Genomic DNA, 26,601 nt, shown 5'->3' with positions numbered 1-26,601 from the left:
ATATCAGGCGGCCCGGTTTCGGCCGGTAGAAGCGTCAGCTTCTCCCTCTGTCTTGAAGTGCTCGATTTTTTCCGCAAGCGCCAGAACACGCCCACGCAGACCATGGATCTCGGCGTTATTCTCTTCCACCATAGCCGCGTTGCGTTGCGTGATATGCTCGACTTCGCCCAGCGCCTGGCTGACCTCGTTAATGCCCACAGATTGCTCGTTCGTCGCAGACGAGATGTCCGCAACGAGTTTCTGCACGGCACCCACATGGGTGATGATCTGGTTCAATGCTGAGCCCGTCCGCTCAACAAGCTGAACGCCGTTGCTTACCTGATGTGCGCTTGCGGAAATGAGCCCCTTGATCTCCTTGGCTGCGTTGGCACAACGTTGCGCCAATTCCCGCACTTCCTGCGCGACAACGGCAAATCCGCGGCCTGCCTCGCCAGCTCGCGCGGCTTCAACGCCCGCGTTCAAAGCCAGCAGATTGGTCTGGAACGCGATCTCATCAATCACGCCAATGATCGTGCTGATCTTCTCCGAAGAATGGCTGATTTCGCCCATGGCCTTGATGGCGTCTGTCACCACCTGCCCGGATTCCACCGCGAAGGCTTCCGTCTGGTTGACGGACTGCGATGTGCGTTGCGCACTGCCCGCAGTGGAGCGAACAAGTTCGGTCAAATGACGAAGGGCACGGGTGGATTGCTCCAGCGCAGCGGCCTGCTGTTCCGTACGGCGCGCCAGATCGTCAGCGGAGGCCGCGAGATTGCCGGTGCCGCTGTTGATATCGTCGGCAACCATGCGGACATCGCCCAAGGTGGCGCGCAGTGTGCGGACAGCACTGTTATAGGTCCGGGCCATTTCCACGAAGTCGCCGGGCAGGTTCTCGGACATTTCCACGCTGAGGTTACCTGCCGCCAGCTGGTTCAACACGTCCGAAAGTGCGGCAAGCGCCAGACGTTGTTCGTTTGAAATGCGCGCACGTTCGGCGGCACGGCGTTCCGCTTCCGCATTGGAGGCCTCCCGTGCGGCTGATGCTTCTTGCTCAAGGCGCACATTCTCCAGTGCGGCATCGCGAAACACTGTGACAGAACGAACCATATCGCCAATTTCGTCAGCACGGTCCCTTCCTTCAATACGCACTTCAAGATCACCGTTTGCAAGTCGCGTCATGATCTCAGTGACACGGCGCAACGGACCGCGCAGCGTTTCCACCAGCATCAGCGCACCGACAATGGCAAGAAGAGTTCCGATGACGGTCGCGGCAATCGAAAGGTTGGCAGAACGTTCGCTATCCTGCTTGCCCGCCTCCTGTGCCTGCGCAACAAAATCCTTCAGGCCAGTCATACCATTGGCCAGCGTTTTCTCCGCCTCAGCACGAGCAATATTCCATTGACCCGCCAGCTCCAGCAGGCTCTTGGAATCCTTGCTCAGCTTTTCGAGAATGGGCAGCAATTGCGGTGCAAAATCCTTCATTGTCGGGTTCTTCTGTCCCAGCTTGGAAATTTGCTCGCTGGCTGCGGTCAAGGCACGAATATCGGCAAGCAATTCCTCACGCGCACTTTCACTCAGGGCCACCCGCAAACGCTCCGAATGCAGCTGCAGCATGTCATTCAGGCGGAAGGCTTCCGTCAGCTGGCCCACAAGCGCACGGTTCGTCTGCAGGTCATCTTCAAGCAGTGCAAAGCGATCAGCCGCCGTGTTGGTGTTTTGGCCAACGACCACCAGATAGGTGTCCCGCAGCCGTTGCAAGGCACCGACGGCATCGCGAATGGCAATGGCCTTTTCAGCGGCGGGTAGATCACCCTTGATCAACCCATCGACCTTGGCCATCTTGGCCTTCAGGTCATCCAGCTGGCGCATCACCTTTGAGCTGGCGCGCACTTCCAGCTTGGGCAGATCCTTCTGGAGAATGCCGAGATATGTTCCTGCTGCGCGTGGCAGCGTGGCATCTTCCGGTGTGTTCTGCACAACGTCGGCAAGGCTATCGATACGCGCGCTTACGGTTTTCAAAACATAAGCATCGAACAGAGCGACCTTTGCGAATTTTTCCTTGCTTTCGCCTTCCTTGCGCACAGTCTCGAACTGGCCGCTAACAGAACCTGCCAGTGCACGGATCTCGTCTACGCCGCCTTCCATCGATTGCTCGATGCGCGTCATCTTGCGCTCCAGCTCCCAAAGACCTTCAGAAGCTGTCTTCAGTGCGGGCGCTGTAGCCACCACAACGTCCAGCCGCTGCCTGTCTTCCGGCGTAACGACAAGCGCTTCCAGTGTCTTGACGCCGTTGTCCTGACCGACGATCGCTTCGTCCAGAACCTTGAGCGTGGCGCTGTTGGGCTTTGCCAGAAAGCCCAGCAGTGCCGCCTGCAGTTTTTCGAAATCGCCGATATTCTCTATCGTTGCGCGAGTAACCGTCATGTGTCCATTGAGCATACGGGCCGTATAGAAACCAGCCAGCCCAACACCAGCGATCAGCAGAATGAGTGGAACAACGAAGAGCAGAACCTTCGTGACAATTTTTCTGCTTTGCAGCAAACGATCCAGAAACGACATTGCACCTCCCCGTGCATTTCAGGGAAGCCGATCATCGGCTCCAAAATCACACGCCGCCTCATGCGGGTTCAATTCCGACACCCTCGCAGATTAGAGATTGAGCATTCGTTAAAGGGACCAACGAACCCCCTGAAATATCACAGATTTACGCAGCACTTTGCTACCACCAGCGATCAAAGACGACGGGCAACCAGCCAAAGTGGCAGAAATCAGCAAAGCCTTAGTGATCGATGGCTTACAGAGCGCAAACTCCGGATGCGCGACTGGCAAGCCGACCACCAATGCGCTAAGTCATCATGCAAGCAGATTGAGGAATCGGAATGCCCCTATCGTCCAACTCACGCGGCGCGCTGATGATGACCATAGCAATGGGGGCCTTTACCGCCAACGATGCGCTGATCAAGTCCGTCACCCATGACCTAAGCCTGGCTCAGATTATCTTTCTCAGAGGCGTGATCACAACAATCGCGCTGGTTGTCATGGTCTGGATCTACGGTGCACAGTCTCATTGGCGGGCGATGTTTTCACGCTCGGTCATTGTCCGCTCGCTGCTCGAAATCTGTGCCGCTCTGACTTACATCTCGGCTCTGACTCACATTGAACTGTCCGTGGCTGCGACGATTTTGCTGTCGCTACCCCTGGCTGTCACCCTGGGTGCCCGGCTTTTCTTGAACGAGCCGGTGGGCTGGCGGCGCTGGGCCGCTATCATGGTCGGCTTTGTGGGCGTCATCATCATCCTGAAGCCAAGCCCGGATGCATTCGTCCCTGCCTCGCTGCTCGCGGTTATCACGGTTTTCTTCACTGCCAGCCGTGATCTCGTGACGCGCCAGATCGACAAATCCGTGCCAACCTTGCTGATTTCTCTCTTTTCCGCCCTTATGAATACCATCTTCGGAGCCGCGCTCATTATACCCATGGGTGGCTGGACGGAGGTCAGCAGCGGCATTTTTCTGACAATCTTCGTGGCAGCCCTGTTCATTCTCACTGGGTATCAGGCCATCATCATCGCCATGCGCTCCGGCGAAATCTCCTTTGTCGCGCCCTTTCGCTACACGAGCCTCATCTTTTCCTTGAGCCTCGGCTTCTATTTCTTCAACGAAATGCCGGATGGATATATGTCCATCGGAGCGAGTCTTATTGTGGTGTCTGGCCTTTACGCTTTCTATCGGGAAAAAAAGCGGGCGCGGATCGTGGCGGCTGCCAGCAGCAACCCGACGCCGAACTGAGGACAGAGTGTGGGAGAGCCGATGTTTCCAGCCGTCATACTTGCGGGTGGCCAATCGCGCCGCATGGGCCAGGACAAGGCGACCGTGACACTGGCGGGCGCGCCCCTGCTCCGCCACGTGGCACATCGCCTTTCCGGCCAAACATCCAGGCTCGCCATCAACGCTCCCGCGTCTCCTCAACTGGATGCGCCCTTCCATCATTTACCGGACACGCTGGAAGGATTTCTTGGTCCGCTGGCTGGCATACTGGCCGCCATGCGTTTTGCCGCGCACTTGCCAGATCAGCCAAGTCATGTGCTGACAACGGCCATCGATACCCCGTTCATCCCGCTTGATCTTGCGCCTCGTTTGTCCGGGGCACTTACGGGTGACACAGCCATTTCGGTTGCCAGTTCTCTCGGCGCAATGCATCCCGTTTGCGGATTGTGGCCGGTGCGTCTGGCAGACGACCTGGAGGCATTTCTGCATTCGCCGGAGAAGGCGCGCGTGAAGACCTTCCTATCCCGCCACAATACGGCCGCTGTGGAGTTTCCAACACTCATGACAACTGCCGGGCCTCTCGATCCCTTCTTCAACGTCAACACTCGGGAGGATCTGGAATTGGCAGAAAGATATATGGAGATCCTGCCATGACACCAAAGATTTTCGGCATTTCAGGCTGGAAGAACTCTGGCAAGACAGGACTGGCAGTGCGGCTGGTGGAAGAACTGACGCGGCGCGGCTTTCGGGTTTCCACCATCAAACATGCCCATCATGATTTCGATATCGACCGCGTGGGCGCAGATAGCTACCGCCACCGTCAGGCTGGCGCTCACGAGGTCGCTCTCGTTTCCGGCACGCGTTACGCCATCATGCACGAACTGCGGGGTGCGCCTGAACCGAGCTTTGAGGAGATCGTTGCGCGCATCGCGCCTTGCGACATCATCATCATCGAAGGCTATAAGCGCGAGCCCGTTCCCAAGATCGAGGCACGAAGACGCGAGGCCCAAAACACGCAACCTCTTGCGCCTAACGATCCGCACATCGTCGCGATTGCTGCGGATCATACCGTGGATAACAGCAGCCTGCCGGTTTTCGACCTGGATGACACAATCGCGATTGCCGACTTTGTGCAAAAGACCACGGGACTAACGGAAAGCCGTTTCCCCCCGAGATAAGCTCGCTGCTTATTCGGCAGCGTGTCGATCTACGGCAGGTGCCGGCTCGTCATCGGTCGCATCTGGAGCGCCCGGTGCTGTCTGCACATCGAGATCCGGGAATGCGACGATGCGTTTGCCGCCAAAATCAGAATGCACGACGATGAGGTTCTGCTCCTCGAAATAGCCGAGCAGACGGCGCGCCCGCCGTGCGGAATGTGTTCCATAGGCCTTTGCGATCCGCATATCGGAAGGGCAAGGCTCCCCCGTCAGCGCCGCCTTGGCCATCATCAGAAAGACGCCTTGCAGATCGTCGGATACGCGGGCAGACAGTTCCAACGCGGTTTGCCAACCCGGCGTTGCCGCCGTTTCATCGTCAACCCCGGCTCTCGAAATGGCGACACGACGACGAAACTCGCCCATGGCCATTGGTGGGCCGGGCAGACGGCGCATGCGTGCGCGCACGAGAAAGTCCTGATAAAGCACTGAATCCGTTCGGTAAGCCGCCTGCGGATCATCGATGATCTCGGACAGGACAGCGGCAATTCTCGCTTCCTTTTCTTCAGGCGTCAGCTCCGGCTGTGAAGGGCGCGAAGCCTCCTGCGGTGCAGGCACGGCCGCCGGGGCTGAGCGAGACAGTTCCGCCAGAATATCCGTCGTGGGGCGCGGTGCCGGTGGTACCCGGCGCGTGATGGGCCGCGTGAACTCCTCAGGGTCCGGTGTAAAGATCAGGTCTTCCACGTCCTGCGGTGCGTCCGGCAGAGGCATGAGCTTTGGCGAGGACGAACGGGCGGAGGTTTCAACCGCGCCAATGACAATCGGCAATGGACGACGGGACAGGGCAGGACCAAGCGCCACGAAATTACCGCGCTTCAAATCGCGAAACATTTCCGCCTGACGCCGATCCATGCCGAGAAGATCCGCGGCGCGCGCCATGTCAATGTCGAGAAAGGTGCGGCCCATCAGGAAGTTAGAGGCTTCCGCAGCGACGTTCTTGGCCAGTTTTGCCAGACGCTGCGTGGCGATAACGCCGGCAAGCCCGCGCTTTCGCCCACGGCACATGAGGTTGGTCATGGCTCCCAGCGACATCTTGCGGGCCTCTTCAGACACATCGCCACCCACGGAGGGTGCAAACATCTGCGCCTCATCCACGACCACCAGCACGGGATACCAGTATTCACGATCAGCATCGAACAGACCGTTGAGAAACGCACCTGCGGCGCGCATCTGCTCCTCGATATCGAGACCTTCAAGGGTCAGAACACAGGAAACGCGATGCTGGCGGATGCGCGTGGCGATGCCGATCAGCTCTGCTTCCGTCCGCTCGCCATCCACGACGATGTGGCCGTATTTGTCGGCAAGAGTGACGAAGTCGCCTTCCGGATCGATAATAACCTGCTGCACCCACTGGGCAGACTGTTCCAGCAGCCGCCGCAACAAATGCGATTTGCCGGAGCCGGAATTCCCCTGCACCAGAAGGCGCGTTGCCAGCAATTCCTCGATATCGAGCTTGGCCGGCTGGCCGCCGGTCACAGTTCCCATATCGATGCCTACCTGCACTGCACTCACCTCAATATGTATTGGAAGCCGGGATGGACTCAAAAAAGCCGCCCCGCCTCCCCTTAGCAAATAATGCGTTACCGGGCGCGGTCAAACACGGACGATCAACAAGGAATTCGCGGTTCTCACCCCAGGCGTGGCTGGCGTCATGGCTGATTGCGCCAAACAAAAACCCCCGAAGGTGGATGTCCAACCTCCGGGGGCAAAGCATATTGCCGAAGTTTCAGATTCAAGCGCTTAGGCACCCATAGCCTTCTGAAGGTTTTCGTCAATCTTGTCGAGGAAGGCGGTCGTGGAAAGCCACGGCTGATCGGGGCCGATGAGCAGGGCGAGATCCTTGGTCATGAAGCCATCTTCAACAGTCGATACGCAGACGGTCTCGAGCGTCTGGGCGAAACGTGCCAGCTCGGCATTGTCATCCAGCTTGGCGCGGTGTGCGAGGCCACGCGTCCAAGCGAAAATGGAAGCGATGGAGTTGGTCGAGGTTTCCTGACCCTTCTGATGCTGGCGGTAGTGACGTGTGACTGTGCCATGTGCGGCTTCGGCTTCAACCGTCTTGCCATCCGGCGTCAACAGAACCGAGGTCATCAGTCCCAGCGAGCCGAAGCCCTGTGCAACGGTATCGGACTGAACGTCACCATCGTAGTTCTTGCAAGCCCAGACATAGCCGCCGGACCACTTGAGGGCCGAGGCAACCATGTCATCGATCAGGCGGTGCTCATAGGTGATGCCAGCTTCCTTGAACTGGTCGAGGAATTCGGTCTCGTAGATTTCCTGGAAGATGTCCTTGAAGCGGCCGTCATAGGCCTTCAGGATCGTGTTCTTCGTGGAGAGGTAAACCGGCCACTTGCGCATCAGGCCGTACATCATGGATGCGCGGGCGAATTCGCGGATCGATTCGTCCAGGTTGTACATCGCCATGGCAACACCGGCGCCAGGAGCGTTGAACACTTCCTTTTCAATGACCGTGCCGTCTTCACCGACAAACTTGATCGTCAGCTTGCCCTTGCCGGGGAACTTGAAGTCCGTCGCGCGGTACTGGTCGCCAAACGCGTGACGGCCGACAACGATCGGCTGCGTCCAGCCGGGGACGAGCCGAGGAACGTTCTTGCAGATGATCGGCTCGCGGAAGATGACGCCGCCGAGGATGTTGCGGATCGTGCCGTTCGGGCTTTTCCACATTTCCTTGAGGTTGAATTCCTTCACGCGTGCTTCGTCCGGCGTGATCGTAGCGCACTTGATGCCGACACCGTGCTTCTTGATGGCGTTGGCGGCATCGACGGTGACCTGGTCGTTGGTCGCATCGCGGTTTTCAACCGAAAGGTCGTAGTAATCGATGTCGAGGTCGAGATAGGGATGGATCAGCTTGTCCTTGATAAGCTGCCAGATGATGCGCGTCATTTCATCGCCGTCGAGATCGGCGACGGGATTGGCGACCTTGATCTTTTTCATATATCTGCCTCTTGTATGGACCGGAACCGGAGTTCCCGTTTTGGTGAACGCAACGTCTGGTGCGCTATAGCATCGCCGTGTCAGAACGCAAAGTATCCCTGAACGATTTGCCATTGCCAAACGGCTGCGGAAGAATAGGGTGAGGTCTCAATCATCTTGTAGAAATGGTGTGAGACGATCCGGATGAGATACGAGGGGAAAAACGCAGGCGATGCTGCCGCATCGGCGAGGCTTTTCAACGGCGTAGATTATCGAATCGGCCACGTCCTTGCGGGACCCGGCAGCGGCTTCGGCCTTATTCGCCGAAGCGCCTGAAGGGGTTCCGCCCCCATCCATGCGCGCCTGGGCGTGCTTATGGATGCCGTGTAACGTTTCATTCCCACACCATGATCCAAGTCCCCACCTCATATCCGTCATCATTCTGCCGCCAAGGATTTCTCTTCATGCGCTTTATCCCGCTTGCGCTCTGTTTCACAGCACTCGCAACCATAACCAATGCCGCGGATGTAACCGATCCGGTGAAGCAGGTCGTGGATATGACCAAGTTCAACTGGGAAAGCGTTGACGCGGAATGGAAGTACATTTTTGACAAGGAGCCGCTGTCCAAGCTCTACAGCAAGCGCTTCCAGGCCATCTACAAGGAAGCGGCCAAGCATCCTGCCTATGAGACCGAGAATAACGAACCCGGCGATCCCTTCGGATACGATGTGATCACGAACTCGCAGGACGGTTGCCCCTTGCAGGACATCAAGATTGTCGCAGGACCAGCAAAGAATGGTGTGACGCCTGTGGATGTGAGCTTCAAGATGTGGACCTGCATCGACGACGCACAGATCAAGGATGGCGTGACCCAGATTCAGTTTGACGTCATCAGCGAGGATGGACGTCCGGTCATCGATGACATTCATCACATTGCCGAGAACGAGCGCGATTCGGTGATCGCCGAGATGCAGAGCCTCGCAAAGGGCCAGCAGTAATCTCTCCATCCCGCCGATTCGGGACGAAGTGTGGGTGATGGCCTCGCGATTCACATATCTGGACTGGTTTCTCTCTGTCGATCCGGCGCTGTCTCGGACGAGGATGGGGGCGCGTGTCACACTGGGCATTGCGCTGTCCATCGCCGCGCTTGCGGCAATCCATCAATTCGTGATGCCGCTGCCGCCCATCGCCTATGGTCTGGCCATGATTCTCTCCATTCAGGGAGGCGTCTCCGTCCGCGATCAAACCCCGCACGGCCAACTGGTCACACGTCTGCTGGGTGGGGGCGCAAGCCTGTGCAGCATTCTGCTTGCCTCTCTGCTTGAAGAAAATCGATTACTTTCCGATCTCGCCTTTCTCTGCATCGTATTCGCAGCAAGCTTTGCTCGCGTGTTCGGCCCGCGCGGCTTCGCAGTCGGCATGTTCGCCTTTACCTCCTATTTCATGGCGGCCTATCTGAAGCCGGATTACCAGCAACTTCTTCCTGCGGCGCTGGCGCTCTTCGTCGCCATCGCCATCGGCCATCTGGTACGTGCGGTCCTGCTGCCGGACGATAGGGGGCGGGATCTTCTTCACGCACTGATCGCCTTGCAGGCGCGCGTCTACGATCTGCTCATTCACCTTGCCGTATTGGCCCGTACGCAGGTGACGACAGACGAAGATCGGACCGAGTTGGGGGAGTTGCAGGAAAGGATCAAGGACATTGCTCTCATGGCGGAGGGCTTTCTGCCACGAGATGCCCATGGTGCCATCGAGGTAACGGATCAGGCGGTTGCCGATGTTGCCATGGCCATATTCGATCTGCATCTGGCGGCTGAAAGCGTGGTGGTGCTCAGCCTCTACAATCCGCCGCCCTTTGGGCTTGTGCATGGGGTTATTGAAGGCGATGAACCCGCGTTGAGCGAGTGGCATGGACGTGCGGAAAGCGTTCCAGACAAGCATCGGCTGGAATGCATTCACGCATTCGAGGCGATGCATGGAGCGCGCAAGCGGATGGACGAGATCATCCGATCTGGCTCCGGCGACAACTTCCACGCCCTGGCCGAACAGGCAAGTCGCAACACCACCGCAAGCCTGCCAGACATCTCCTTTTCCAACCCGTTCCTGCGGGCCGCGATTCAAATCACCATTGCCTCTGGCGTGGCCATGATGTTCGGCCTGTGGCTTTCTCGCGATCGATGGTTCTGGGCGGTGCTGACCGCTTTTCTTGTGTTCAACAACACCAAATCCCGCGGCGATACGGCGATCAGGGCCCTACAGCGATCCATTGGAACAGTGCTAGGCATCGCTGTGGGCCTGGGGCTGGCCTCTCTTCTGCAGGGGAATATTCCCTTCAGCGTCGCGATCGCAGGTCTTGGCATCTTTCTGGGCTTTTACGCCCTCCAGGCCTCTTATGCGGTCATGACCTTTTTCGTATCGATTGTGCTCTGCGTGATATACGGGCTGATCGGAACGCTGACGCTGGACTTGCTGCGCCTGCGTATAGAAGAGACGCTGATTGGCGCGGTTGCGGGTATTGCCGTAGCGTTTGTTGTCTTCCCGTCCAAAACACGCGAGACGCTGCATGCTGCGCTCGACGCCTGGTATGGGAAACTGGAAGAACTGCTTAATGCCGCCCTTTCCGATGCATCCACGCTCGAGCTGATCGAGATTTCCCGGCAGCTCGACCAGGCCTATAGTGATCTGGCGCAAGCCGCGCGCCCTCTCGGCACTTCATGGTCCATCGTCACAAAGCCGGGGCATGTGCGGCAGACACTGGCCATCTATCTGGCCTCAACCTATTGGGCGCGCGTCTATGCCCGAGGACATGGAACATCAGGCGTCAGCGCCGAAGAAGAAGCGTCTGCCATTCGCAACCTGCACCGCCAGATAGCGAGCCTGAGGACACATGGGCCGGAGCCCTTCTATCGTGGCGCGGTGACAAAACAGAGCCTCGACTATCTGCCAAACAGAGCGCTTGGCTATCGGCATGGCCTCAGCATGATCGGCGCGATGCTCAACCGTTTGAAGCCATGACGGATCGAAAGGGCTGCACCCTTGCAGTTCCGCGACGGTAACGATATTGCGCAAGCAAGAATTAGCAGGCGACACGGATATGGCAGGCACCAACAGCGAACGTGAACTTCTGGCCGAGGGACCGGCAATCATCCTGGTTGAACCGCAACTGGGCGAGAATATTGGCATGGTGGCCCGCGCCATGGCCAATTTCGGCCTCGCGGAACTGCGACTGGTCAATCCACGCGATGGGTGGCCGAGTGAGAAAGCCCAGGCAGCTGCTGCCAAGGCTGATCATGTGATCGAAGGCACGAAGGTTTACGATACGCTGGAAGCGGCAGTCGCCGATCTCAATTTCGTTTTCGCAACGACCGCGCGCCAGCGCGATGGCTTCAAGGAAGTCCGCTCGCCCGTCACCGCTGCGCAGATGCTGCGTCAACGCTTCAACGCTGATGAAAAGACCGGCATTCTGTTTGGTCGCGAACGATGGGGGCTGACGAACGAGGAAGTCGCCCTTGCGGATGAGATCGTCACCTTCCCGGTCAATCCGGCCTTTGCTTCGCTCAACATCGCCCAGGCGGTTCTGCTCATGTCTTACGAGTGGATGAAGAGCGGGATGGAGGACGTGGCGGCCACTCCGTTTCAGGCGGTGGACCAGAAGGCTGCGACAAAGGAGCAGCTGTTCGGCTTCTTCCACCAGATCGAAGAAGCACTCGATGCGCGCAATTATTTCCATCCGCCCACAAAAGTGCCGAAGATGATCGACAACCTTCGCGCTGTTCTTTCACGGCCAGGGTTCACCGAGCCGGAAATCAGCGTATTGCGCGGGGTCATCACGTCGCTGGATCAGTTCCAGCGGCGCTGGCCAAAGGGCGCAAAGCCGGAGATTGCGGGCGATGGGAAAAGTGATGACGACGGAGCTGAAAGATGACGCCAAGCCTATTCTCGTTTTCGATTCGGGCATCGGTGGCTTGACGGTTCTTCGCGAGGCTCGCGTGTTGATGCCCGAACGTGGCTTCATCTATGTGGCGGATGACGCGGGCTTTCCCTACGGAAACTGGGAGGAGGAAGCGCTCAAGACGCGCATCCGTGACCTCTTTCGGCAGCTTCTCACGCAATACGCCCCGGAAGTGTGCATCATCGCCTGCAACACCGCTTTCACCCTCGCCGGAGCAGATCTGCGCGCAACTTTTCCTGACATGACCTTTGTGGGCACAGTCCCAGCCATCAAACCCGCAGCCGAGCGAACCCGCTCGGGCCTCGTTTCCGTTCTCGCCACACCCGGCACGGTCAAGCGAGCCTATACACGTGATCTCATCCAGTCCTTTGCCTCTCAATGCGAGGTGAAGCTTGTTGGCTCGCAGAACCTGGCGCGGATGGCAGAAGCCTACATTCGTGGCGAGACCGTTTCAGACGAAGCGGTTCTGGCTGAGATAGCCCCATGCTTCGTTGAGCGCGAAGGGCGCAAGACGGATATCGTGGTTCTCGCCTGTACGCATTATCCCTTCATGGCCAATCTGTTCCGCAAACTGGCGCCCTGGCCGGTAGACTGGCTGGACCCGGCAGAAGCAATCGCCCGGCAGGCGAGACGGCTGGTGCCCGGTGGAGACAATGTGGACCATCCGGATGGGTGGGATTTTGCCCTCTTCACATCCAGCCAGCCGGATTTCGCCACCGGTCGGTTGATGCAGGGCTTTGGCCTGAAGCTGCAGAGCTGAGTTTTGTGGCTGAAAAGCCACATAACCTACTTTCGTATATTCAATCTAAAGACGTGCCCTTGCGCGCGTTGGAAGCCTGTGTCAGTTTCCGTCTATCCGCAACTTAAACAACAGGAGGCGCCTATGACTATCAATTCTACGCTCATGCGCCTTGCTGGCGGAATGGCCCATCTATTCGACCGCAACTTTGCGTGCGTCGAGGGCCGAGGGACTGGCTTTTTTCATTAATCCTGTCCTTACAGCAACTTAGCGACAATCCTTCAATCGGTGCCCGGTTTCCTGGCTGAATGCGCGTCTTTGCGTCTTCTGCCTGGCATTCGCGCATCCCCACCCTCATTGAAAGGTCCGGCTGCTGAAATGCGCCGGAGCAAACATCCATGCCCAATATGCAACCAAAGGCTGAGGAGAGCCTTGATTCCGCCATTCGTGATCTCGCCCAGGAATTCGGGTTCTGGTCGGTCTGCGTCGCATTGTTTAATGCCGCCCGCATCAAGCGCCGCGCCAGAAACGATGTGAAACATCTGCCGGATTATCTCTTGCGCGATATCGGCGCACCTGTCGTTCACGAACATCTCAAACCGCCACGCTTCAATATCTGGGATATCCGGCTTTGAAGCGGCAGCCGCGTCCCCCGCCAGACGCATGAACGGGCGGGATGAGGATTTTCTGAGTTGATTATTCAGAAGATCCGTCAGCACGCAGCTGATTCCTCCGGGGTTCGGCTGCGCAACCGATCGCAGGATAATTCTTGCCCGCAGTGTTGTGCCGCGCAAGCCGCAGCGTTTGAAGGCAGGCCCAGCAGAACCGCTTAGGGAGGGGATTGATCGACTTCGAAACATTCGAAGGCGTTTCACCTTGCTATCGTAGCGCGATGGTTTTTCTGCCTCGGTCTCGCCGACTGCAATTTTAAACCCTTGCCAAGCTTTCAGTGCGGTGGCTTCCTCTTCCCGTAACAGAAGAGGATAGTGTCACATGTCCATTGAGAACTGGCTTGCATTTGTCGCGGCCTCGGCAGTCATGCTGGCTATTCCAGGCCCCACCATTGTTCTTGTCATATCATACGCGCTGACCCACGGGCGGAAGATTGCAAGTGCCACGGTTGCGGGCGTTGCGCTCGGCGATCTTACGGCCATGACCGCTTCCATGTTGGGGCTTGGCGCACTCTTGGCAACGTCCGCCGTATTGTTTACCGGCTTGAAATGGATCGGTGCTGCCTACCTGATCTATCTTGGGATCAAGCTGTGGCGTGCGCGCGTTCAGGATGCGCAAACGGATGGCGCAGCGGTGGAAGAGACAATCAGCGCAAAGCGCATCTTCCTGCATACCTACTTGGTTACAGCGCTCAATCCAAAGAGCATCATTTTTTTCGTCGCCTTCGTGCCTCAGTTCATGGATCTCCACCAGCCACTGCTGAAGCAAATGCTGATTTTGGAATCAACCTTTCTGGTTCTGGCAACGGCGAATGCGGGCCTTTATGCGCTCCTTGCATCGAGTGCCCGTCAGACGATTCGCAAGCCGAAGGTCCAGCATCTTGTGAACAAAACAGGCGGCGGCCTCATGATCGGTGCCGGATTACTGGCGTTTGGTATGCGTCGGGCCGCCTAGACCATTCGGCAAAAGTGCATGCGCGGCTTCTAACCGGAATGCTTGCTTATCTTGGATATGGTAATGGCTGAAAACCATTCTAATAAATGGTTTTCAGCCCTTGCCCTAAGGCTGGAGGGCAGCCCGGTTCACGAGTTTCAGCGTGTGGTCTGGCTGCACGACAAAGGTTTCCGCATAGATCTGTCCGTCCTGATCCACCTTCTGAGAGATGGTCGAACCAACCATATTGATGCTGAGACGTCCCTCGGTGGCATAACCAAGCTCTGCGGCAAAGGAAATCGTGCTTGCGCCGAGGACGATAGCGAGGCTCGCAACAATCAGCTTCTTCATGTGTCCAACTCCTTCAATCATCAGCCCCGGCGGAGTTGTCGGAACTGGAACAGGCGCTTTGCTTGCCATCGCGCCTGTTGACGATTTGGGATCAGGACAAAGGTGAAACAACGGCAGGCGCAATCACCTTTGCGTGCTCGACACTCAGCTCAACCCAACATAGGGATCTGAAGAAGCCCGCGACATGGCTTCAACATATTCCGTCTTCAGACGAGCGCACAGTTCGGCCACTGAGGGAATATCCGCAATTGCCGTTACGCCATGACCGGCGGACCAGACGTTTTTCCAGGCCCTCGCCTCATTGCCCATATCCATCGGGCCATGCGACACGAGATTATCCGGGTCCATGCCCGCAGCCACAATGCTTGGCCGGAGGAAATTGGCATTCACACCGGAAATGGCATCCGTGTAGAGGATATCGGCGGACGATGCCTCCATGGTCATCTTTTTCTGCTCCTCAGGCACCATGGATTCACGCGTCACAAGGAAACGAGTGCCGAGATAGGCAAGATCTGCGCCCATGATACGCGCCGCCGCGATCTGGGCTCCGGTGCTCATGGCGCCGGAAAGCAGGATCGTCCCTGAAAAGAAGGAGCGAATTTCAGGAATGAACGCGAATGGGCTCAATGTGCCCGCATGTCCGCCCGCGCCCGCGCATACGGCGATGATGCCATCCACGCCCGCCTCTGCCGCCTTCTCGGCGTGACGTCTGTTGATGACATCATGAAACACCAGACCGCCATAGGAATGCACGGCTTTAACCACATCCGGCACCGCCCCCAGAGAGGTGATAACCAACGGCACCTTGTGATCCACCACCGCCTTCAGATCCGCTTCGAGCCTGGGGTTTGACCGATGGACAATGAGGTTGACGCCATAGGGCGCGGCATCCGGCACCTCGGACAGGCGCGCCTCGATCTGTTTCAGCCAATCAACAAAGCCCTCGGTGCTTCTTTGGTTCAGGGCCGGAAATGTGCCGACCAGACCTGCCTTGCAGGTCTCGACAACGAGATCCGGGCCGGATGAAAGAAACATGGGGGCAGCCACCGCCGGTAGCTTCAGCCTATCGAATTGACCTGGAATTGGCATCGTTCCTCCCGCAGCCATCAATGTTGATCCAATGGTGGGGACTATAAACCGCAGTTTACGTAAACGGCAATACACCGCACGAAAGACACACAACCCAGAAACGAAAACGGCGGCAGCCACACCTTGGCCTGCCGCCGGAATAGGCATTGCAGATATCAATCGATCAGTGGCCGCGTGCCGCAGCAACCATTTCCCGCAGCTGGTCTTCTGCCCGCACACCCTGGCGATAAAGTTCGATGGTGATGGCAGCGAGACGATTCGTTTCCTCCTGGTCATCCTCGGGGCAAATCTCTGCCTTCAAGCGCTCGAACACTTGCTGGCACTTTGCCAGATCCTCCGAATTCAACGGCTCCTCGCTACGCCTCTTCTCACTCCTGATCATGCGCACTCCTGAACTGCATGTGTTTCGACCACCGCGGCGGCGGTAAGGGCCGACCTACGCATAAATATTGCGGTGTTCATTGATTTAAATCTGTAGGCACGCTCCCGTGATCGGGAGTGACCCTCGCAAGCTTTTCACGAACAGATGGGGGTCATTATCGGGATCGTCCCACAGGGTTCAGCACAAAAACGCTGGCACGACGCCAGGCCGGGAGGCTCTGTCGTGCGCGTCGAATGGTACTTGTGCATGAACTGATCATTCACCTTCTCCCGTCGGCACCCCATAACGCGCCTGAAAGGTTCCGGTTCCGCCTGAAACGATCTTTTTTCAGCGGCTCAGAGGAAAAGCTCTCCCGCTGCAACCTTGACAGCTTGGCCGCCAATCCGTGCACGTGAGATAGCCCCGTCCTTCACGTCCACATGCAGATGAATGTAAGAGGGGCGCCCCATTTCCTGCCCCTGCTCTATCAGGATGGGGTGATTACCGTCGGGAATTGCATCGAACTGATGAAGTGCGCCAGCCAGTGCTGCCACTGCGCTGCCAGTCGCCGGATCCTCGCCAATGCCCATGCCCGAAGAGAACATGCGCGCATGGAAACGCGCATTGTGATTCACGCCGCCGCGACAATAGATGTAAGCGGAAGCCAGCCGCCCCTCCACAAAGGGCGCCACTCGCTCCCACAGCATCGGATCGAATTCCACGCCCTGAACGGCGGCAAGATTGTGCAAGGGCAGCATCAGATAGGGCACGCCCGCGCTCCAGACCGACGGAACGTGATTCTCAAATCCAAGATCAGAGAGTTTCACACCCAAGGCATCGGCCAGTCCCTGGCGATCCAGCTTCAGCTCGATTTGCACCGGGTTTCGGGGCAGATCAAACTCGGCAAAACTCGCATGCCCGGCGGAAAGACGGACGGCGCAACGCACAGGGCCAACATTTTCTTCCAGCACGAAGACAGTATCGACATCCTGCCCCTCGCCCCGGTTCATTTCCGTCAGGGCAATCGCGGTTCCCACCGTCGGGTGCCCGGCGAAAGGCAATTCATAGGCTGGTGTGAAAATGCGCAGCTTGGCAGCATGCGTCGGATTTTGCGCGGGAACCACGAAGACGGTTTCCGACAGATTGAATTCCTGTGCGACAGCCTGCATCTGGTCGTCAGAAAGATGATCCCCACCGAAGATCACAGCGAGAGGATTGCCCTGCAAGCGGGTATCGGTGAACACATCGTAGACGACGTAACGCAAGACCACATAAACCTCCCATAAGTGAGCCCGAAGGCAACCGGGTTTGAAACTGCCTCAGGCTAGGCCGAGGTTCAACCCACTGATTTTTCGTGTCCCGCGAAAAAGAATGAAAGCGCTATTCGGGAAATTCCATTGAGCTGGGCTTCGTAATGAGCAAAATTTTCCGGCGTCAGGGCAAACACACCATCGATTTCCGGCTCGCTTTCACGCGCCATATGGGCCTCTACTTTGCGGATCATCTCATCCGATGACCACGGAAAGCGAATAAAGCGAAAGACACCGCAACGACCGGCATAATGTGCAGCGTAAAGCTGCGGCACCACATCTGCATCGGCAAAATCAAGGCCGGTTTCCTCTTTCAATTCCCGCTTCATACTGCCCAGCACATCACACAAACCCTCTGAGACATCCGAGGGATCGAGCGAACCCGCCGCAAGGCAGATCAGCCCGGCATTTGCCGTGTGCTTCGCCATGCGAATAACCATCGCCGCGCCACCGCAAGAGAGTGGTATGGCAGAGCCGATCAACAGGCGAATGCGGCCATCCTGCGGCTGCCTCCTCCACCACAGAAGAGTGGCATAGGGCGTCATCCGACCTCGAGCCAGCAAGCGCCCGTCAGGCGACAGTTCCACCGTCTCCTGCAACACAACGGGACCATTGAACAAATGCGGATTGGCAGCTTTCTCCTCCTGCCAGTGCCGCTCAATCCTGTCGCGGTGCTCGGCGTAGAGGCTATGATCGCCTGCCTCCATGCGGATCTCGATGGACGAGATGGGAAACATGCACTCGGCAGGCGGAAAGTCGGTTGTGCCCTTCATCCTGAAAACTCCGGCAACGTCAGCAAGCAAGAAAAGATGGTTCGCGCAAAGACATGTGATGCTTAGCACTTACATGTCAGCCAACAATAAGGCAGCCTCTGCACGCGCCAACCGCAGGCAGCAACAAAAAAGGGCTTCGCTCGCCGCAAAGCCCTTTTCACAATAAAGCCTCACCTGAAAAATATCAGGCTGCCTTCACGTCCGCATTGCGGATGAGGCGACCGAGACGTTGGATGCCTTCCTCGATCAGCGCCTCGTTAGCGCAGGAGAAGGAAAGGCGCAGTGTGTTTTCGCCGGATCGATCGGCAAAGAAAGCCTGGCCAGGAACAAAGGCAACCTTCTCTGTCTCGATGGAGCGCGCCAGCAGATCGGCACCATTCAGCCCCTTCGGCAGCGTGACCCAGACAAACATTCCGCCTTCCGGCTTGGTCCAGCTGGTGCCGGCAGGCATGTATTTTTCCAAAGCGGCCAGCATGGCATCGCGACGGGCGCTGTAAGCGGCGCCGATCTTGGCCACCTGAGCGTTGAAAATGCGTTCCGCGACCGTGGCGATGGCGATCTGGTTGATGGTGGAAGAATGCAGGTCTGCCGCCTGCTTCATCAGCACCAGCTTGCGGATGACGGACATATTGGCCACCACGAAACCGACACGCAGGCCGGGTGCCAGAGTCTTCGAAAAGCTTCCGGAATAGATCGTGCGCGTGTTTTCAATGCCGCCCTTGCGCGCAATTTCCAGCGCCAGGATCGGCGGAATGGCTTCACCGTTGTAACGCAGAGACTGGTAAGCACCATCTTCAATCACGGCGATATCCAGTTCATCGGCCAGATCGAGCAGCTTCTCACGCGATTGACGATCAACCGTTTCGCCCGTGGGGTTGGAGAAATCCGCAGAGAGATAAGCAAATTTTACCTTGCCGCCATTCTTGGCCGCCGCCTCGCGATAGGCGTCCGGCGTGCGGTTGCCGCCGGGTGTCAACTGATCGTAATGGGGCTCATAGGCATTGAAGGCCTGAAGTGCGCCGAGATAGGTCGGCCAGGTGACGAGTGCCGTATCCTGAGGTGACAGGAAGAGTTTGCCGAGATAATCCAGCGCCTGCTGCGAACCGGAGGTAATAAAGATGTTATCGACCGTGCAATCGATGCCGATCTTCTTCATTTGTGCAACAAGCCATTCGCGCAGCGGCTTATAGCCTTCGCTGACCGAATACTGGAGCGCCGCATTGACCTGCTGGCTGGAAAAAATTTCCGAATACGCTTCCTTGAACGCCTCGTCCGGAAACAACGCCGGATCGGGAATGCCGCCTGCGAAGGAGATGATGTCTGGCCGCTCAAGCAGCTTCAGAAGCTCACGGATTTCAGATGCGCGCATCCGGCTGGAGCGCGTCGCAAATATATGATCCCAATTCAGCACCGATGTTTCCTCGAATTTTTTTATCGTTTGAAGACCAAACCACGCAACAAATTATATGTCAACAATACTGACCTACTTGACTCATGACGTTTGGCTAGGTGGTATCGCAGCGAAGTGAATACCGCCTCCGCAACGAAAAACACAGAGGCGAAAAATGAATTGCAACAGAGCTTTCCAAAGCAGGGAGTGCGGCAGTAGTGTGCCGCGCATTCTTTAATGGACTATCTAAGGTGCCAGCCATGACCGCCACGTCGCCCTCTCCTGAAATCACAATCGAATTCCATCAGTCACCCGTTCCAGATGCTGATCGAATCCGGGCACTTGAGACGCCCGGCTTCGGCAAGGTGTTTACAGATCACATGGTCCTGGCGCGATGGAGCGCCGACAAGGGCTGGCACGATGCGAAGGTGACGCCGCGCCGCCCACTGGAGATTGATCCTGCCGCCGCAGTGCTGCACTACGCCCAGGAAATCTTTGAAGGCATGAAAGCCTATAGGGCAGATGATGGCCGCATTCTTCTTTTCCGGCCCGAAGAAAACGCCCGGCGCTTTGCGCAATCGGCAGCGCGCATGGCCATGCCCGAGGTGCCGGAAGAGCTGTTCCTGAAGGCGGTAGAGGAACTGGTTCGCGTCGACAAGAACTGGATTCCATCAGGCGACGCCAGCCTTTATCTCCGCCCCTTCATGTTTGCCAGTGAGGCCTTCCTCGGCGTGCGCCCTGCTCAGGAATACATCTTCTGCATCATTGCTTCGCCTGTGGGTGCCTATTTCAAGGGTGGTGCCAAGGCGGTCTCTCTGTGGGTTGAAACGGAATACACGCGTGCAGCCGCGGGCGGCACCGGTGCCGCCAAGTGCGGTGGCAACTATGCGGGCAGCCTTGTTGCGCAGGCGCAGGCCCAGAGAAAGGAATGCGATCAGGTCGTTTTCCTTGATGCGGCAGAGCATCGCTGGGTAGAGGAACTTGGCGGCATGAACGTCTTTTTCGTCATGAACGACGGATCGGTCGTCACGCCTCCCCTCGGCGGAACCATTCTCCCCGGCATCACAAGAGCTTCAGTGATCCAGCTTGCAAAAGAGAAGGGTCTGCGCGTCGATGAACGCCCCTATTCCTTCGCGGAATGGCAGGCTGATGCGGCAAGCGGCAAGCTCGTGGAAGCTTTTGCCTGCGGCACGGCTGCGGTTCTGGCAGGCATCGGCCTTGTCAGACATGCGGGCGGCGAATTCCTGATCGGCGACGGCCAGACCGGCAAACTGACGACCGAATTGCGCCAGAAACTCGTCGGCCTGCAAAAGGGCGAGACGAACGACGAGCATGGCTGGACCCGCATCGTCAAGGCTTGAGCCAATAGAAAAGGCCGGAGCTTTCGCCCCGGCCTTTTCCCCTCTGCCGAGGCAGAGATATCTACCGTTTTAAGCGCGCTTTGCCGATACCCGCACAGTTCCAGGCATGCGGCAAAGACGGCGCAAAAACTTAGTTCACAGCCTTGTCGACCAGCTTGTTCTTGCCGATCCATGGCATCATGGCGCGGAGCTTGGTGCCGACTTCTTCGATCTGGTGGCTGTCGTTCATGCGGCGGATACCCTTGAAGCGGGCCGCGCCGGAACGGTATTCCTGCATCCAGTCAGAGGTGAACTTGCCGGTCTGGATGTCGTGCAGAACGCGCTTCATTTCAGCCTTGGTTTCAGCCGTGATGATGCGCGGACCGGTGACATACTCGCCCCACTCAGCGGTGTTGGAGATCGAGTAGTTCATGTTGGCAATGCCGCCTTCGTAGATCAGGTCCACGATCAGCTTCACTTCATGCAGGCACTCGAAATAGGCCATTTCCGGTGCATAGCCGGCTTCTACCAGCGTTTCGAAGCCAGCGCGGATGAGTTCGACGAGACCGCCGCACAGAACAACCTGTTCGCCGAAGAGATCGGTTTCGCACTCTTCCTTGAAGTTGGTTTCAATGATGCCCGAACGACCGCCACCAACGCCGCAAGCGTAGGAGAGAGCGAGTTCAAGAGCATTGCCGGAAGCATTGTGATGAACGGCAACCAGGCAAGGAACGCCGCCGCCCTTCTGGTATTCGCCGCGCACCGTATGGCCAGGGCCCTTCGGCGCGATCATGACAACGTCAACCGTGTTCTTCGGCTCGATAAGGCCGAAGTGAACGTTGAGGCCGTGTGCAAAGGCAATCGCTGCGCCGTCACGAATGTTACCAGCAATCTCGGCCTTGTAGATGTCGGCCTGCAATTCATCCGGCGTTGCCATCATCAAAAGGTCTGCCCAGGCAGCGGCTTCAGCAACGGTCATCACCTTGAAGCCATCGGCTTCTGCCTTCTTGATCGTCGGAGAACCGGCCTTGAGAGCGATGACGACGTTCTTGGCGCCCGAATCCTTCAGGTTCAGCGCGTGTGCGCGGCCCTGGCTGCCATAGCCAACAATGACGACGTTCTTCGACTTGATGAGGTTGAGATCTGCATCCCGATCGTAATAAACGCGCATCTTATGTGGTCCTTCCCTATGCGAGTTGTGTATTGGATGGTTTAAAAAGTCGAGGATGCGCGGGCTGCGCTCTCGGTATGGTTTGACACGCCATGCAGCACGAGAAAGGCATCAACAGCCCTCCCCGCCTGGCGCGCATTGTCTTTAAGCCCCTTCTCGCCCAGCAGCATGCGCACATGCAGATCCGAGACAATCAGGCCATAAAGTGTGTGATAGGCGCTATCGGCATCGGAAAACCGCAAGAGACCGGCCCGACGGCCAGCTTCCATCAGGCTGATGGCGCGGCGGTCAATCTGCCGGCGTCCATGCTCGATCAGCAGACGACCGAGCTTCGAGCCTTCCCGGCTTGCCTGCCCGATCGCCAGGCGGTTCAGGGCCAGCGACACTTCGCCGGAGAGAACTTCCAGCAGATCGCGCCCGAATGTCTCCAGATGCTCACGCAAAAGATCGGCTGTGAGCTTTCCGTTCCCCCGTTCGAAAGTACGCACCTTGCTGGCCTGGAAGGCAATCATGGCGGCCAAGAGGCCGTCGCGATCCCCAAACCACTTGTAGAGGCTTTCTTTCGAACAGTTTGCCGCACGCGCGAGACCGGAGGTCGTCAGCGCCTTTTCGCCACCATCCACCAGAAGTTTAAGCGCCTGCTCCAGAACAGCGTTCTGGCGCGGCGAAAACTCTGGCATTTCTGGCAATTCGGCAGTCACGGCTTCATCTCCTTATCGTACCGTACGGTACGGTTCCGAGTGTTTAGAGCGCTTTCTTGACCTCGTCAATAGGTCTCGCGCACCATGTGCAAAGAATCATGCAGGCAGCGTAAAGCGCCATAAACGGCGTGGGGAGAAATGATCGTGAGAAGCTTGTTCCTGGCGGTGAGCGCAATCGCATTCAGTGTGGGTGGCCAGTCTCTGGCAAAGGAGATGCGGTGCGGCTGGGTGCAGAACCCGACCCCCGGCAATTACTGGCTGGACGACAGTGAAGCCTCCTGGACCATCACGACGCAGGGAACGGATGCGGAGCCGGAAGGTGCAGATCTGATGCCGGATTTCACCGCTGGAGAATTCGTCAGAACCAACGGCTATTATGGCTATGCCTGTGCCTGTATGTCGGTGACGGTGGACCGCGCGGGAGAGCGCATCACCGAGATCTTTTCCGTCAAGCAATTGCCGCTGTCGAAGTGCCGCAACGACCCCAAGCTACCCAAGGAGTAATCAGCTCCGTTCCGCAGCATCGAAACGCTCGCGCGCCTCGCGAACGGCAGGATGATTGCGCTCTGCCCAGATGATAACCTGCGATAGGGCCGCAAACAGAGAGAAGCCGAGAGGCGTCATGCTGTATTCCACACTCGGCGGCTTGGTGGGAAAAACAGTGCGATCAATATAGCCGTCGCGCTGCAACTCTCGCAGCGTCTGCGTCAGCATTCTCTGGGAAATGTCGGGCACCAGACGGCGCAGTTCTCCGAATCGATAGGACTGCTCCGACAAGGCATGCAGCAGCAGCACAGACCATTTTCCGTTGATCTGGCTCATGACATCGCGAACGGGGCACTTGTCGAAATCCCCGCCAGACATATCGCAATCGGAAAGCCTGAAGCCGATTTCGCTGACACGCTTGTCCATATTGGTTCCCTTTTCGTAACGATCTGCCCGGAAACTGCCTTCTTTACAGAGGCCGAGTCAATTCCCAAAATAGCCCTAGTCTCAAAAAGAGAGCAGCCATCAGGTTTGCTCGCAAGCTTAAGGACACGAAGGACGTGGCAAAGATTCTGGTCACCGGCGCATCTGGACAACTCGGACGCAAAATCATCGAGCATCTGATTGCTGACGGCAAAATCGCAAGGTCAGACATTGTCGCGGCGAGCCGAAACCCGGTCAAGCTTTCTGCACTCAGCCAGGCGGGCATTGAGGTGCGCAAGACTGACTTTGATGATGCAGCCGGAATGGAAGCAGCTTTTCACGGCATAGAGCGCCTGCTGCTGATTTCCACTGACGAACTCGCGGTTCCGGGCAGACGGCTCGCCCAGCACAAGGCAGCGGTTGAGGCAGCCGTAAAAGCGGGTGTGAAGCATATCTTCTACACCTCCATGCCGAACCCGGACAAATCTCTGGTCAGCTTTGCCCCGGATCATCTCGGCACGGAAGAAGCCATCAAGGCCAGCGGCCTGACCTACACCATCATCCGCAATTCCTGGTATCTCGACAATTACTTCATGAGCATGCCGCATAATCTGGTGGTCGGCACCTGGTACACAGCGACAGGCGATGGAAAGGTTGCGAACATTTCCCGCGATGATTGCGCGGCTGCAGCTGCGGCGGCACTTGCGTCTCCCCCGGCTGGCAACGTGATCCTTACGCTGACGGGCGAAACCGCCCTCTCCGCCGACGAAATCGGCAAGATCGTTTCCGATACGGCCGGAAAGCCCTTGAACGTTGTGAAGGTGACCGATGAACAACTGGCGAACGGCCTTCGCGGCGCGGGCCTGCCGGATTTCGTTGTTGCCATGCTGGTTTCAGCCGATGCGAACACGCGCGCAGGCAACTTCAATGTGGTGACACACGATTTCGAGGATCTGACAGGTCGCAGACCGCAAGGCGCCGCCGAATTCTTCAAGGCTCACAAAGACCTTCTTGGCTGACCTTCCCGCTCAGCCGGATGGCCGACCGTCGGCAGCAGCCCAACTGCCGGCGGTCATTTATATTAGATTGCTTCTCCGCAAGCGCGGCGAAAGCGGCGCACAGTCTCTGCCATACCGTATTCCAGCGCGTCAGCCGTCAACCCGTGGCCGATGGAGACCTCGGCAAGCTGCGGAATACGCCTGGCGAGAGCCGGAAGATTTGCCACCGTCAGATCATGGCCAGCGTTGACGCCGAGACCTTCAGCAATCGCTGCATCCGCCGTCTTCCCAAGCAGCTCAAGCAGTTTTTCACCTTTGGCCGGATCATCGAAACAACCGCCATAGGGTCCGGTATATAGTTCGATACGATCGGCACCGGTCTGTTTTGCGAGCTTCACCGCCTCCACGTCCCCATCGCCATCCGCGAACAGCGAAACGCGCATGCCGCCCTTCTTAAGACGCGAGACAACCGTGTGCAGCATCGCGCCATGCACCCGAAAATCCCATCCATGGTCGGAGGTTGCCTGCAGCGGATCATCCGGGACGAGCGTTACCTGTTCAGGCTGCGTCTCTTCGCAGAGAAGAAGAAAATCTTCGCTTGGATACCCTTCAATATTGAATTCGGCAGAAGGAAACTCATCGTCGATCAGAGCACGCAGCACGGGCAGATCGCTGAACCGGATATGCCGTTGATCGGGCCTGGGATGAACCGTCAAACCATACGCCCCTGCCTGCAGGGCAATCCGTCCGATACCGGCAACGCTTGGCCAAGGAAGATCCCGGCGGTTACGCAGCATTGCAATTGCATTGAGGTTGACGGAAAGCTTGGCGGGCATGGCGATTTCCTCTGATATTGCTAAACCTGTTGCGGATGAGGACCTGGGTGATGGTGTTGAAATCGCGCGTCGAACGGAATGACTTGCGAGCACAGGCGCTAGATCGATGGGTTTAATACCGAGTTCCAAGCGCTTGGACAATACAGATTGCGGCGCTCGCACCTCGGCGGCGGCCCCGGCGGCGCGAAGGGGCGCATCGTCTGTCGAAGTGATTCCTTCACACCTGAAACGGGTCGATTTTTTGCGAGAATAGCGCGACAGCGCAGAAAACCCCCTGAAAATAAAGGGGTATTCGGCTCAGGGCGCTATCATTTCTCGTGATAGTAGAATTGCACTAGCATCTTCCTCATAGATTTATAAAGATCAATCTACGTATATAGTGACGCGTAAGTTGTGGAGGAGCACTAACGCCGGTCCTGTATTGCTTTTTGATCGGCCTTTCGCCTGAGGAGGCTGAATTGATGCAGACGGACGTTTTCTGCAATACTCGAAACAATGCTACGGCAACGTCGGGCGTAGGCTCGTTTCTGCCGCGAGTTTCAGATGCCGCCATTGCCATGCAAGCACCTCTTGCCATTGCAGACATGGCAGACCTTTTTGGGGTTACGCACCGCACACTTCATTTTTACGAGGAAAAGGGCCTGATTTTTCCCCAGCGCCTCGGCGCAATGCGGGTCTATGGCAGCGATGATATACGGCGCATGGAAGTCATATGCGCCTGCCGGGAAATCGGAATCTCGCTGGTGGCAATTCAGGAATTGATGCAGCAGCTTGGCGAGGCAAGCTCACAGGAAGAAGCAGATATGCTCTTTCGCACGGCGCTGGAAACGAGAAAGCGTGAACTGACGGCAGATATGTCGACGATCCATCGACAGGTTCAGCAGATTCGGCTGCTCGCCAATGGTCCGACGCGCCATCCCGCGCACAGCCCGGAAACCCTGCCGGTGCTGATCGATATAGAACGGCAGTGCCTGCTTCTGATGACCGATGGGTTGAAAGGCGCAGAGCTTGCCAAGGCGCTCGGCCTGTCTTCCGACGAACTGCTGGACCTTGAAGACAGGCTGATCAAGAAACTTGGCGTCGCCAATCGCTATCAGGCCGCTGCCAAAGCCCATATTCTGGGAATATTGCCGAGCTGACAGCGCAAGATACAGAGCATTTCCGGTGAAAGCGGAGGTCACCCGA

At 57.4% G+C, this 26,601-nt stretch carries 26 protein-coding genes; 13 read left to right on the top strand and 13 right to left on the bottom strand.

Going from position 1 to position 26,601, the window contains the following annotated elements:
• Positions 1-3: 3 nt before the first annotated feature.
• Positions 4-2,538 (bottom strand): methyl-accepting chemotaxis protein, encoded by a 2,535-nt coding sequence (locus ACFSE1_RS00500; protein ID WP_377394973.1) that lies wholly within the window; start codon positions 2,536-2,538, stop codon positions 4-6.
• A gap of 320 nt (positions 2,539-2,858) precedes the next feature.
• Here ACFSE1_RS00500 and ACFSE1_RS00495 point away from each other — a divergent pair, with 320 nt between their 5' ends.
• Genes ACFSE1_RS00495 through mobB form a run of 3 tightly spaced genes read left to right on the top strand, consistent with a single transcriptional unit; the run spans position 2,859 to position 4,921 of the window.
• The gene (locus ACFSE1_RS00495) at positions 2,859-3,764 is read left to right on the top strand and encodes a DMT family transporter (protein WP_377394970.1); all 906 of its coding nucleotides are present in this window, start codon (positions 2,859-2,861) and stop codon (positions 3,762-3,764) included.
• 21 nt (positions 3,765-3,785) lie between these two features.
• A complete protein-coding gene (mobA, locus tag ACFSE1_RS00490; protein WP_377394967.1) occupies positions 3,786-4,397 on the top strand; it encodes a molybdenum cofactor guanylyltransferase MobA in 612 nt (203 codons plus the stop codon).
• On the top strand, positions 4,394-4,921 hold the full coding sequence (gene mobB / locus ACFSE1_RS00485; RefSeq protein ID WP_377394964.1) for a molybdopterin-guanine dinucleotide biosynthesis protein B: 528 nt from the start codon (positions 4,394-4,396) through the stop codon (positions 4,919-4,921). The genes mobA and mobB overlap by 4 nt, the downstream gene beginning before the upstream one ends.
• A 9-nt stretch (positions 4,922-4,930) precedes the next feature.
• Here the strand turns inward: mobB and ACFSE1_RS00480 are convergent, their stop codons facing one another.
• Both ACFSE1_RS00480 and ACFSE1_RS00475 read right to left on the bottom strand, forming a co-directional pair.
• Entirely contained in the window at positions 4,931-6,460 is a 1,530-nt protein-coding gene (locus ACFSE1_RS00480; RefSeq protein ID WP_377394960.1) for a helicase HerA domain-containing protein, read from the bottom strand.
• A gap of 237 nt (positions 6,461-6,697) precedes the next feature.
• Entirely contained in the window at positions 6,698-7,912 is a 1,215-nt protein-coding gene (locus ACFSE1_RS00475; RefSeq protein ID WP_377394957.1) for an NADP-dependent isocitrate dehydrogenase, read from the bottom strand.
• 443 nt (positions 7,913-8,355) lie between these two features.
• Here ACFSE1_RS00475 and ACFSE1_RS00470 point away from each other — a divergent pair, with 443 nt between their 5' ends.
• The 6 genes from ACFSE1_RS00470 to ACFSE1_RS00445 all read left to right on the top strand — a co-directional run bounded on the left by ACFSE1_RS00470 (position 8,356) and on the right by ACFSE1_RS00445 (position 14,208).
• Complete coding sequence (locus ACFSE1_RS00470) at positions 8,356-8,889, top strand: hypothetical protein (RefSeq protein ID WP_377394954.1); 534 nt, start codon at positions 8,356-8,358, stop codon at positions 8,887-8,889.
• A 37-nt stretch (positions 8,890-8,926) separates the two neighbouring features.
• Positions 8,927-10,906: an FUSC family protein gene (locus ACFSE1_RS00465; protein ID WP_377394951.1), complete on the top strand. Its 1,980-nt coding sequence runs from the start codon at positions 8,927-8,929 to the stop codon at positions 10,904-10,906.
• A gap of 79 nt (positions 10,907-10,985) precedes the next feature.
• Positions 10,986-11,816: an RNA methyltransferase gene (locus tag ACFSE1_RS00460; RefSeq protein ID WP_377394948.1), complete on the top strand. Its 831-nt coding sequence runs from the start codon at positions 10,986-10,988 to the stop codon at positions 11,814-11,816.
• A complete protein-coding gene (gene murI, locus ACFSE1_RS00455) occupies positions 11,794-12,603 on the top strand; it encodes a glutamate racemase (RefSeq protein ID WP_377394945.1) in 810 nt (269 codons plus the stop codon). The genes ACFSE1_RS00460 and murI overlap by 23 nt, the downstream gene beginning before the upstream one ends.
• Positions 12,604-12,980: 377 nt before the next feature.
• On the top strand, positions 12,981-13,217 hold the full coding sequence (locus tag ACFSE1_RS00450) for a hypothetical protein (protein ID WP_377394942.1): 237 nt from the start codon (positions 12,981-12,983) through the stop codon (positions 13,215-13,217).
• Between the two features lie 358 nt (positions 13,218-13,575).
• A complete protein-coding gene (locus ACFSE1_RS00445) occupies positions 13,576-14,208 on the top strand; it encodes a LysE family translocator (protein ID WP_377394939.1) in 633 nt (210 codons plus the stop codon).
• Positions 14,209-14,313: 105 nt separating this feature from the next.
• Here the strand turns inward: ACFSE1_RS00445 and ACFSE1_RS00440 are convergent, their stop codons facing one another.
• The 6 genes from ACFSE1_RS00440 to ACFSE1_RS00415 form a co-directional block, all read right to left on the bottom strand.
• Positions 14,314-14,538 (bottom strand): hypothetical protein, encoded by a 225-nt coding sequence (locus ACFSE1_RS00440; RefSeq protein ID WP_377394936.1) that lies wholly within the window; start codon positions 14,536-14,538, stop codon positions 14,314-14,316.
• A gap of 144 nt (positions 14,539-14,682) precedes the next feature.
• Entirely contained in the window at positions 14,683-15,627 is a 945-nt protein-coding gene (locus tag ACFSE1_RS00435; protein ID WP_377394933.1) for an NAD(P)H-dependent flavin oxidoreductase, read from the bottom strand.
• Positions 15,628-15,790: 163 nt separating this feature from the next.
• Positions 15,791-16,009: a hypothetical protein gene (locus ACFSE1_RS00430; RefSeq protein WP_377394930.1), complete on the bottom strand. Its 219-nt coding sequence runs from the start codon at positions 16,007-16,009 to the stop codon at positions 15,791-15,793.
• 335 nt (positions 16,010-16,344) lie between these two features.
• Entirely contained in the window at positions 16,345-17,259 is a 915-nt protein-coding gene (locus ACFSE1_RS00425) for a PhzF family phenazine biosynthesis protein (RefSeq protein WP_377394927.1), read from the bottom strand.
• 65 nt (positions 17,260-17,324) lie between these two features.
• A complete protein-coding gene (locus ACFSE1_RS00420; protein WP_377394924.1) occupies positions 17,325-18,071 on the bottom strand; it encodes an NUDIX hydrolase in 747 nt (248 codons plus the stop codon).
• Positions 18,072-18,255: 184 nt separating this feature from the next.
• Positions 18,256-19,482, bottom strand: a complete 1,227-nt coding sequence (locus tag ACFSE1_RS00415) for an aminotransferase-like domain-containing protein (RefSeq protein ID WP_377394921.1) — start codon at positions 19,480-19,482, stop codon at positions 18,256-18,258.
• Positions 19,483-19,721: 239 nt separating this feature from the next.
• Between ACFSE1_RS00415 and ACFSE1_RS00410 the strand changes: the two genes are divergently transcribed.
• Positions 19,722-20,822, top strand: a complete 1,101-nt coding sequence (locus ACFSE1_RS00410) for a branched-chain amino acid aminotransferase (protein WP_377394918.1) — start codon at positions 19,722-19,724, stop codon at positions 20,820-20,822.
• A 130-nt stretch (positions 20,823-20,952) separates the two neighbouring features.
• Here the strand turns inward: ACFSE1_RS00410 and ilvC are convergent, their stop codons facing one another.
• Positions 20,953-21,972, bottom strand: coding sequence for a ketol-acid reductoisomerase (ilvC, locus tag ACFSE1_RS00405; protein WP_377394915.1), 1,020 nt, complete (start codon positions 21,970-21,972; stop codon positions 20,953-20,955).
• A 41-nt stretch (positions 21,973-22,013) separates the two neighbouring features.
• Positions 22,014-22,652 (bottom strand): TetR/AcrR family transcriptional regulator C-terminal domain-containing protein, encoded by a 639-nt coding sequence (locus ACFSE1_RS00400; protein ID WP_377395019.1) that lies wholly within the window; start codon positions 22,650-22,652, stop codon positions 22,014-22,016.
• A gap of 234 nt (positions 22,653-22,886) precedes the next feature.
• Between ACFSE1_RS00400 and ACFSE1_RS00395 the strand changes: the two genes are divergently transcribed.
• Positions 22,887-23,177, top strand: coding sequence for a DUF4087 domain-containing protein (locus tag ACFSE1_RS00395; protein ID WP_377395016.1), 291 nt, complete (start codon positions 22,887-22,889; stop codon positions 23,175-23,177).
• Here ACFSE1_RS00395 and ACFSE1_RS00390 read toward each other — a convergent pair whose 3' ends face one another.
• Positions 23,178-23,585, bottom strand: a complete 408-nt coding sequence (locus ACFSE1_RS00390) for a winged helix-turn-helix transcriptional regulator (RefSeq protein ID WP_377394912.1) — start codon at positions 23,583-23,585, stop codon at positions 23,178-23,180.
• A gap of 134 nt (positions 23,586-23,719) precedes the next feature.
• On the opposite strand from ACFSE1_RS00390, the gene ACFSE1_RS00385 reads away from it, so the two are divergent.
• Positions 23,720-24,601 carry an SDR family oxidoreductase gene (locus ACFSE1_RS00385; RefSeq protein ID WP_377394909.1) on the top strand — a complete coding sequence of 294 codons (882 nt, stop codon included), beginning with the start codon at positions 23,720-23,722 and terminating at the stop codon, positions 24,599-24,601.
• A gap of 62 nt (positions 24,602-24,663) precedes the next feature.
• Here ACFSE1_RS00385 and ACFSE1_RS00380 read toward each other — a convergent pair whose 3' ends face one another.
• Positions 24,664-25,416 carry a pyridoxine 5'-phosphate synthase gene (locus ACFSE1_RS00380; RefSeq protein ID WP_377394906.1) on the bottom strand — a complete coding sequence of 251 codons (753 nt, stop codon included), beginning with the start codon at positions 25,414-25,416 and terminating at the stop codon, positions 24,664-24,666.
• A 461-nt stretch (positions 25,417-25,877) separates the two neighbouring features.
• Here ACFSE1_RS00380 and ACFSE1_RS00375 point away from each other — a divergent pair, with 461 nt between their 5' ends.
• Positions 25,878-26,555: a MerR family transcriptional regulator gene (locus tag ACFSE1_RS00375; protein ID WP_377394903.1), complete on the top strand. Its 678-nt coding sequence runs from the start codon at positions 25,878-25,880 to the stop codon at positions 26,553-26,555.
• The last annotated feature ends 46 nt before the right edge of the window (positions 26,556-26,601 follow it).

Origin of the sequence: Affinirhizobium helianthi, from assembly GCF_042680945.1 — a bacterium.
GTDB classification, from domain to species: Bacteria; Pseudomonadota; Alphaproteobacteria; order Rhizobiales; family Rhizobiaceae; genus Neorhizobium; species Neorhizobium helianthi.
Note: the sequence above shows the minus strand (reverse complement) of the source record. Positions and strands in the feature narration are given on the sequence as shown.

Coding starts and splice junctions, on each gene's coding strand:
- ACFSE1_RS00500 (WP_377394973.1), bottom strand. CDS start 2,538: ATGTCGTTTCTGGATCGTTTGCTGCAAAGCAGAAAAATTGTCACGAAG.
- ACFSE1_RS00495 (WP_377394970.1), top strand. CDS start 2,859: ATGCCCCTATCGTCCAACTCACGCGGCGCGCTGATGATGACCATAGCA.
- mobA (WP_377394967.1), top strand. CDS start 3,786: ATGTTTCCAGCCGTCATACTTGCGGGTGGCCAATCGCGCCGCATGGGC.
- mobB (WP_377394964.1), top strand. CDS start 4,394: ATGACACCAAAGATTTTCGGCATTTCAGGCTGGAAGAACTCTGGCAAG.
- ACFSE1_RS00475 (WP_377394957.1), bottom strand. CDS start 7,912: ATGAAAAAGATCAAGGTCGCCAATCCCGTCGCCGATCTCGACGGCGAT.
- ACFSE1_RS00470 (WP_377394954.1), top strand. CDS start 8,356: ATGCGCTTTATCCCGCTTGCGCTCTGTTTCACAGCACTCGCAACCATA.
- ACFSE1_RS00465 (WP_377394951.1), top strand. CDS start 8,927: ATGGCCTCGCGATTCACATATCTGGACTGGTTTCTCTCTGTCGATCCG.
- ACFSE1_RS00460 (WP_377394948.1), top strand. CDS start 10,986: ATGGCAGGCACCAACAGCGAACGTGAACTTCTGGCCGAGGGACCGGCA.
- murI (WP_377394945.1), top strand. CDS start 11,794: ATGACGACGGAGCTGAAAGATGACGCCAAGCCTATTCTCGTTTTCGAT.
- ACFSE1_RS00450 (WP_377394942.1), top strand. CDS start 12,981: ATGCCCAATATGCAACCAAAGGCTGAGGAGAGCCTTGATTCCGCCATT.
- ACFSE1_RS00445 (WP_377394939.1), top strand. CDS start 13,576: ATGTCCATTGAGAACTGGCTTGCATTTGTCGCGGCCTCGGCAGTCATG.
- ACFSE1_RS00440 (WP_377394936.1), bottom strand. CDS start 14,538: ATGAAGAAGCTGATTGTTGCGAGCCTCGCTATCGTCCTCGGCGCAAGC.
- ACFSE1_RS00435 (WP_377394933.1), bottom strand. CDS start 15,627: ATGCCAATTCCAGGTCAATTCGATAGGCTGAAGCTACCGGCGGTGGCT.
- ACFSE1_RS00430 (WP_377394930.1), bottom strand. CDS start 16,009: ATGATCAGGAGTGAGAAGAGGCGTAGCGAGGAGCCGTTGAATTCGGAG.
- ACFSE1_RS00420 (WP_377394924.1), bottom strand. CDS start 18,071: ATGAAGGGCACAACCGACTTTCCGCCTGCCGAGTGCATGTTTCCCATC.
- ACFSE1_RS00410 (WP_377394918.1), top strand. CDS start 19,722: ATGACCGCCACGTCGCCCTCTCCTGAAATCACAATCGAATTCCATCAG.
- ilvC (WP_377394915.1), bottom strand. CDS start 21,972: ATGCGCGTTTATTACGATCGGGATGCAGATCTCAACCTCATCAAGTCG.
- ACFSE1_RS00400 (WP_377395019.1), bottom strand. CDS start 22,652: ATGCCAGAGTTTTCGCCGCGCCAGAACGCTGTTCTGGAGCAGGCGCTT.
- ACFSE1_RS00395 (WP_377395016.1), top strand. CDS start 22,887: ATGCGGTGCGGCTGGGTGCAGAACCCGACCCCCGGCAATTACTGGCTG.
- ACFSE1_RS00390 (WP_377394912.1), bottom strand. CDS start 23,585: ATGGACAAGCGTGTCAGCGAAATCGGCTTCAGGCTTTCCGATTGCGAT.
- ACFSE1_RS00380 (WP_377394906.1), bottom strand. CDS start 25,416: ATGCCCGCCAAGCTTTCCGTCAACCTCAATGCAATTGCAATGCTGCGT.
- ACFSE1_RS00375 (WP_377394903.1), top strand. CDS start 25,878: ATGCAGACGGACGTTTTCTGCAATACTCGAAACAATGCTACGGCAACG.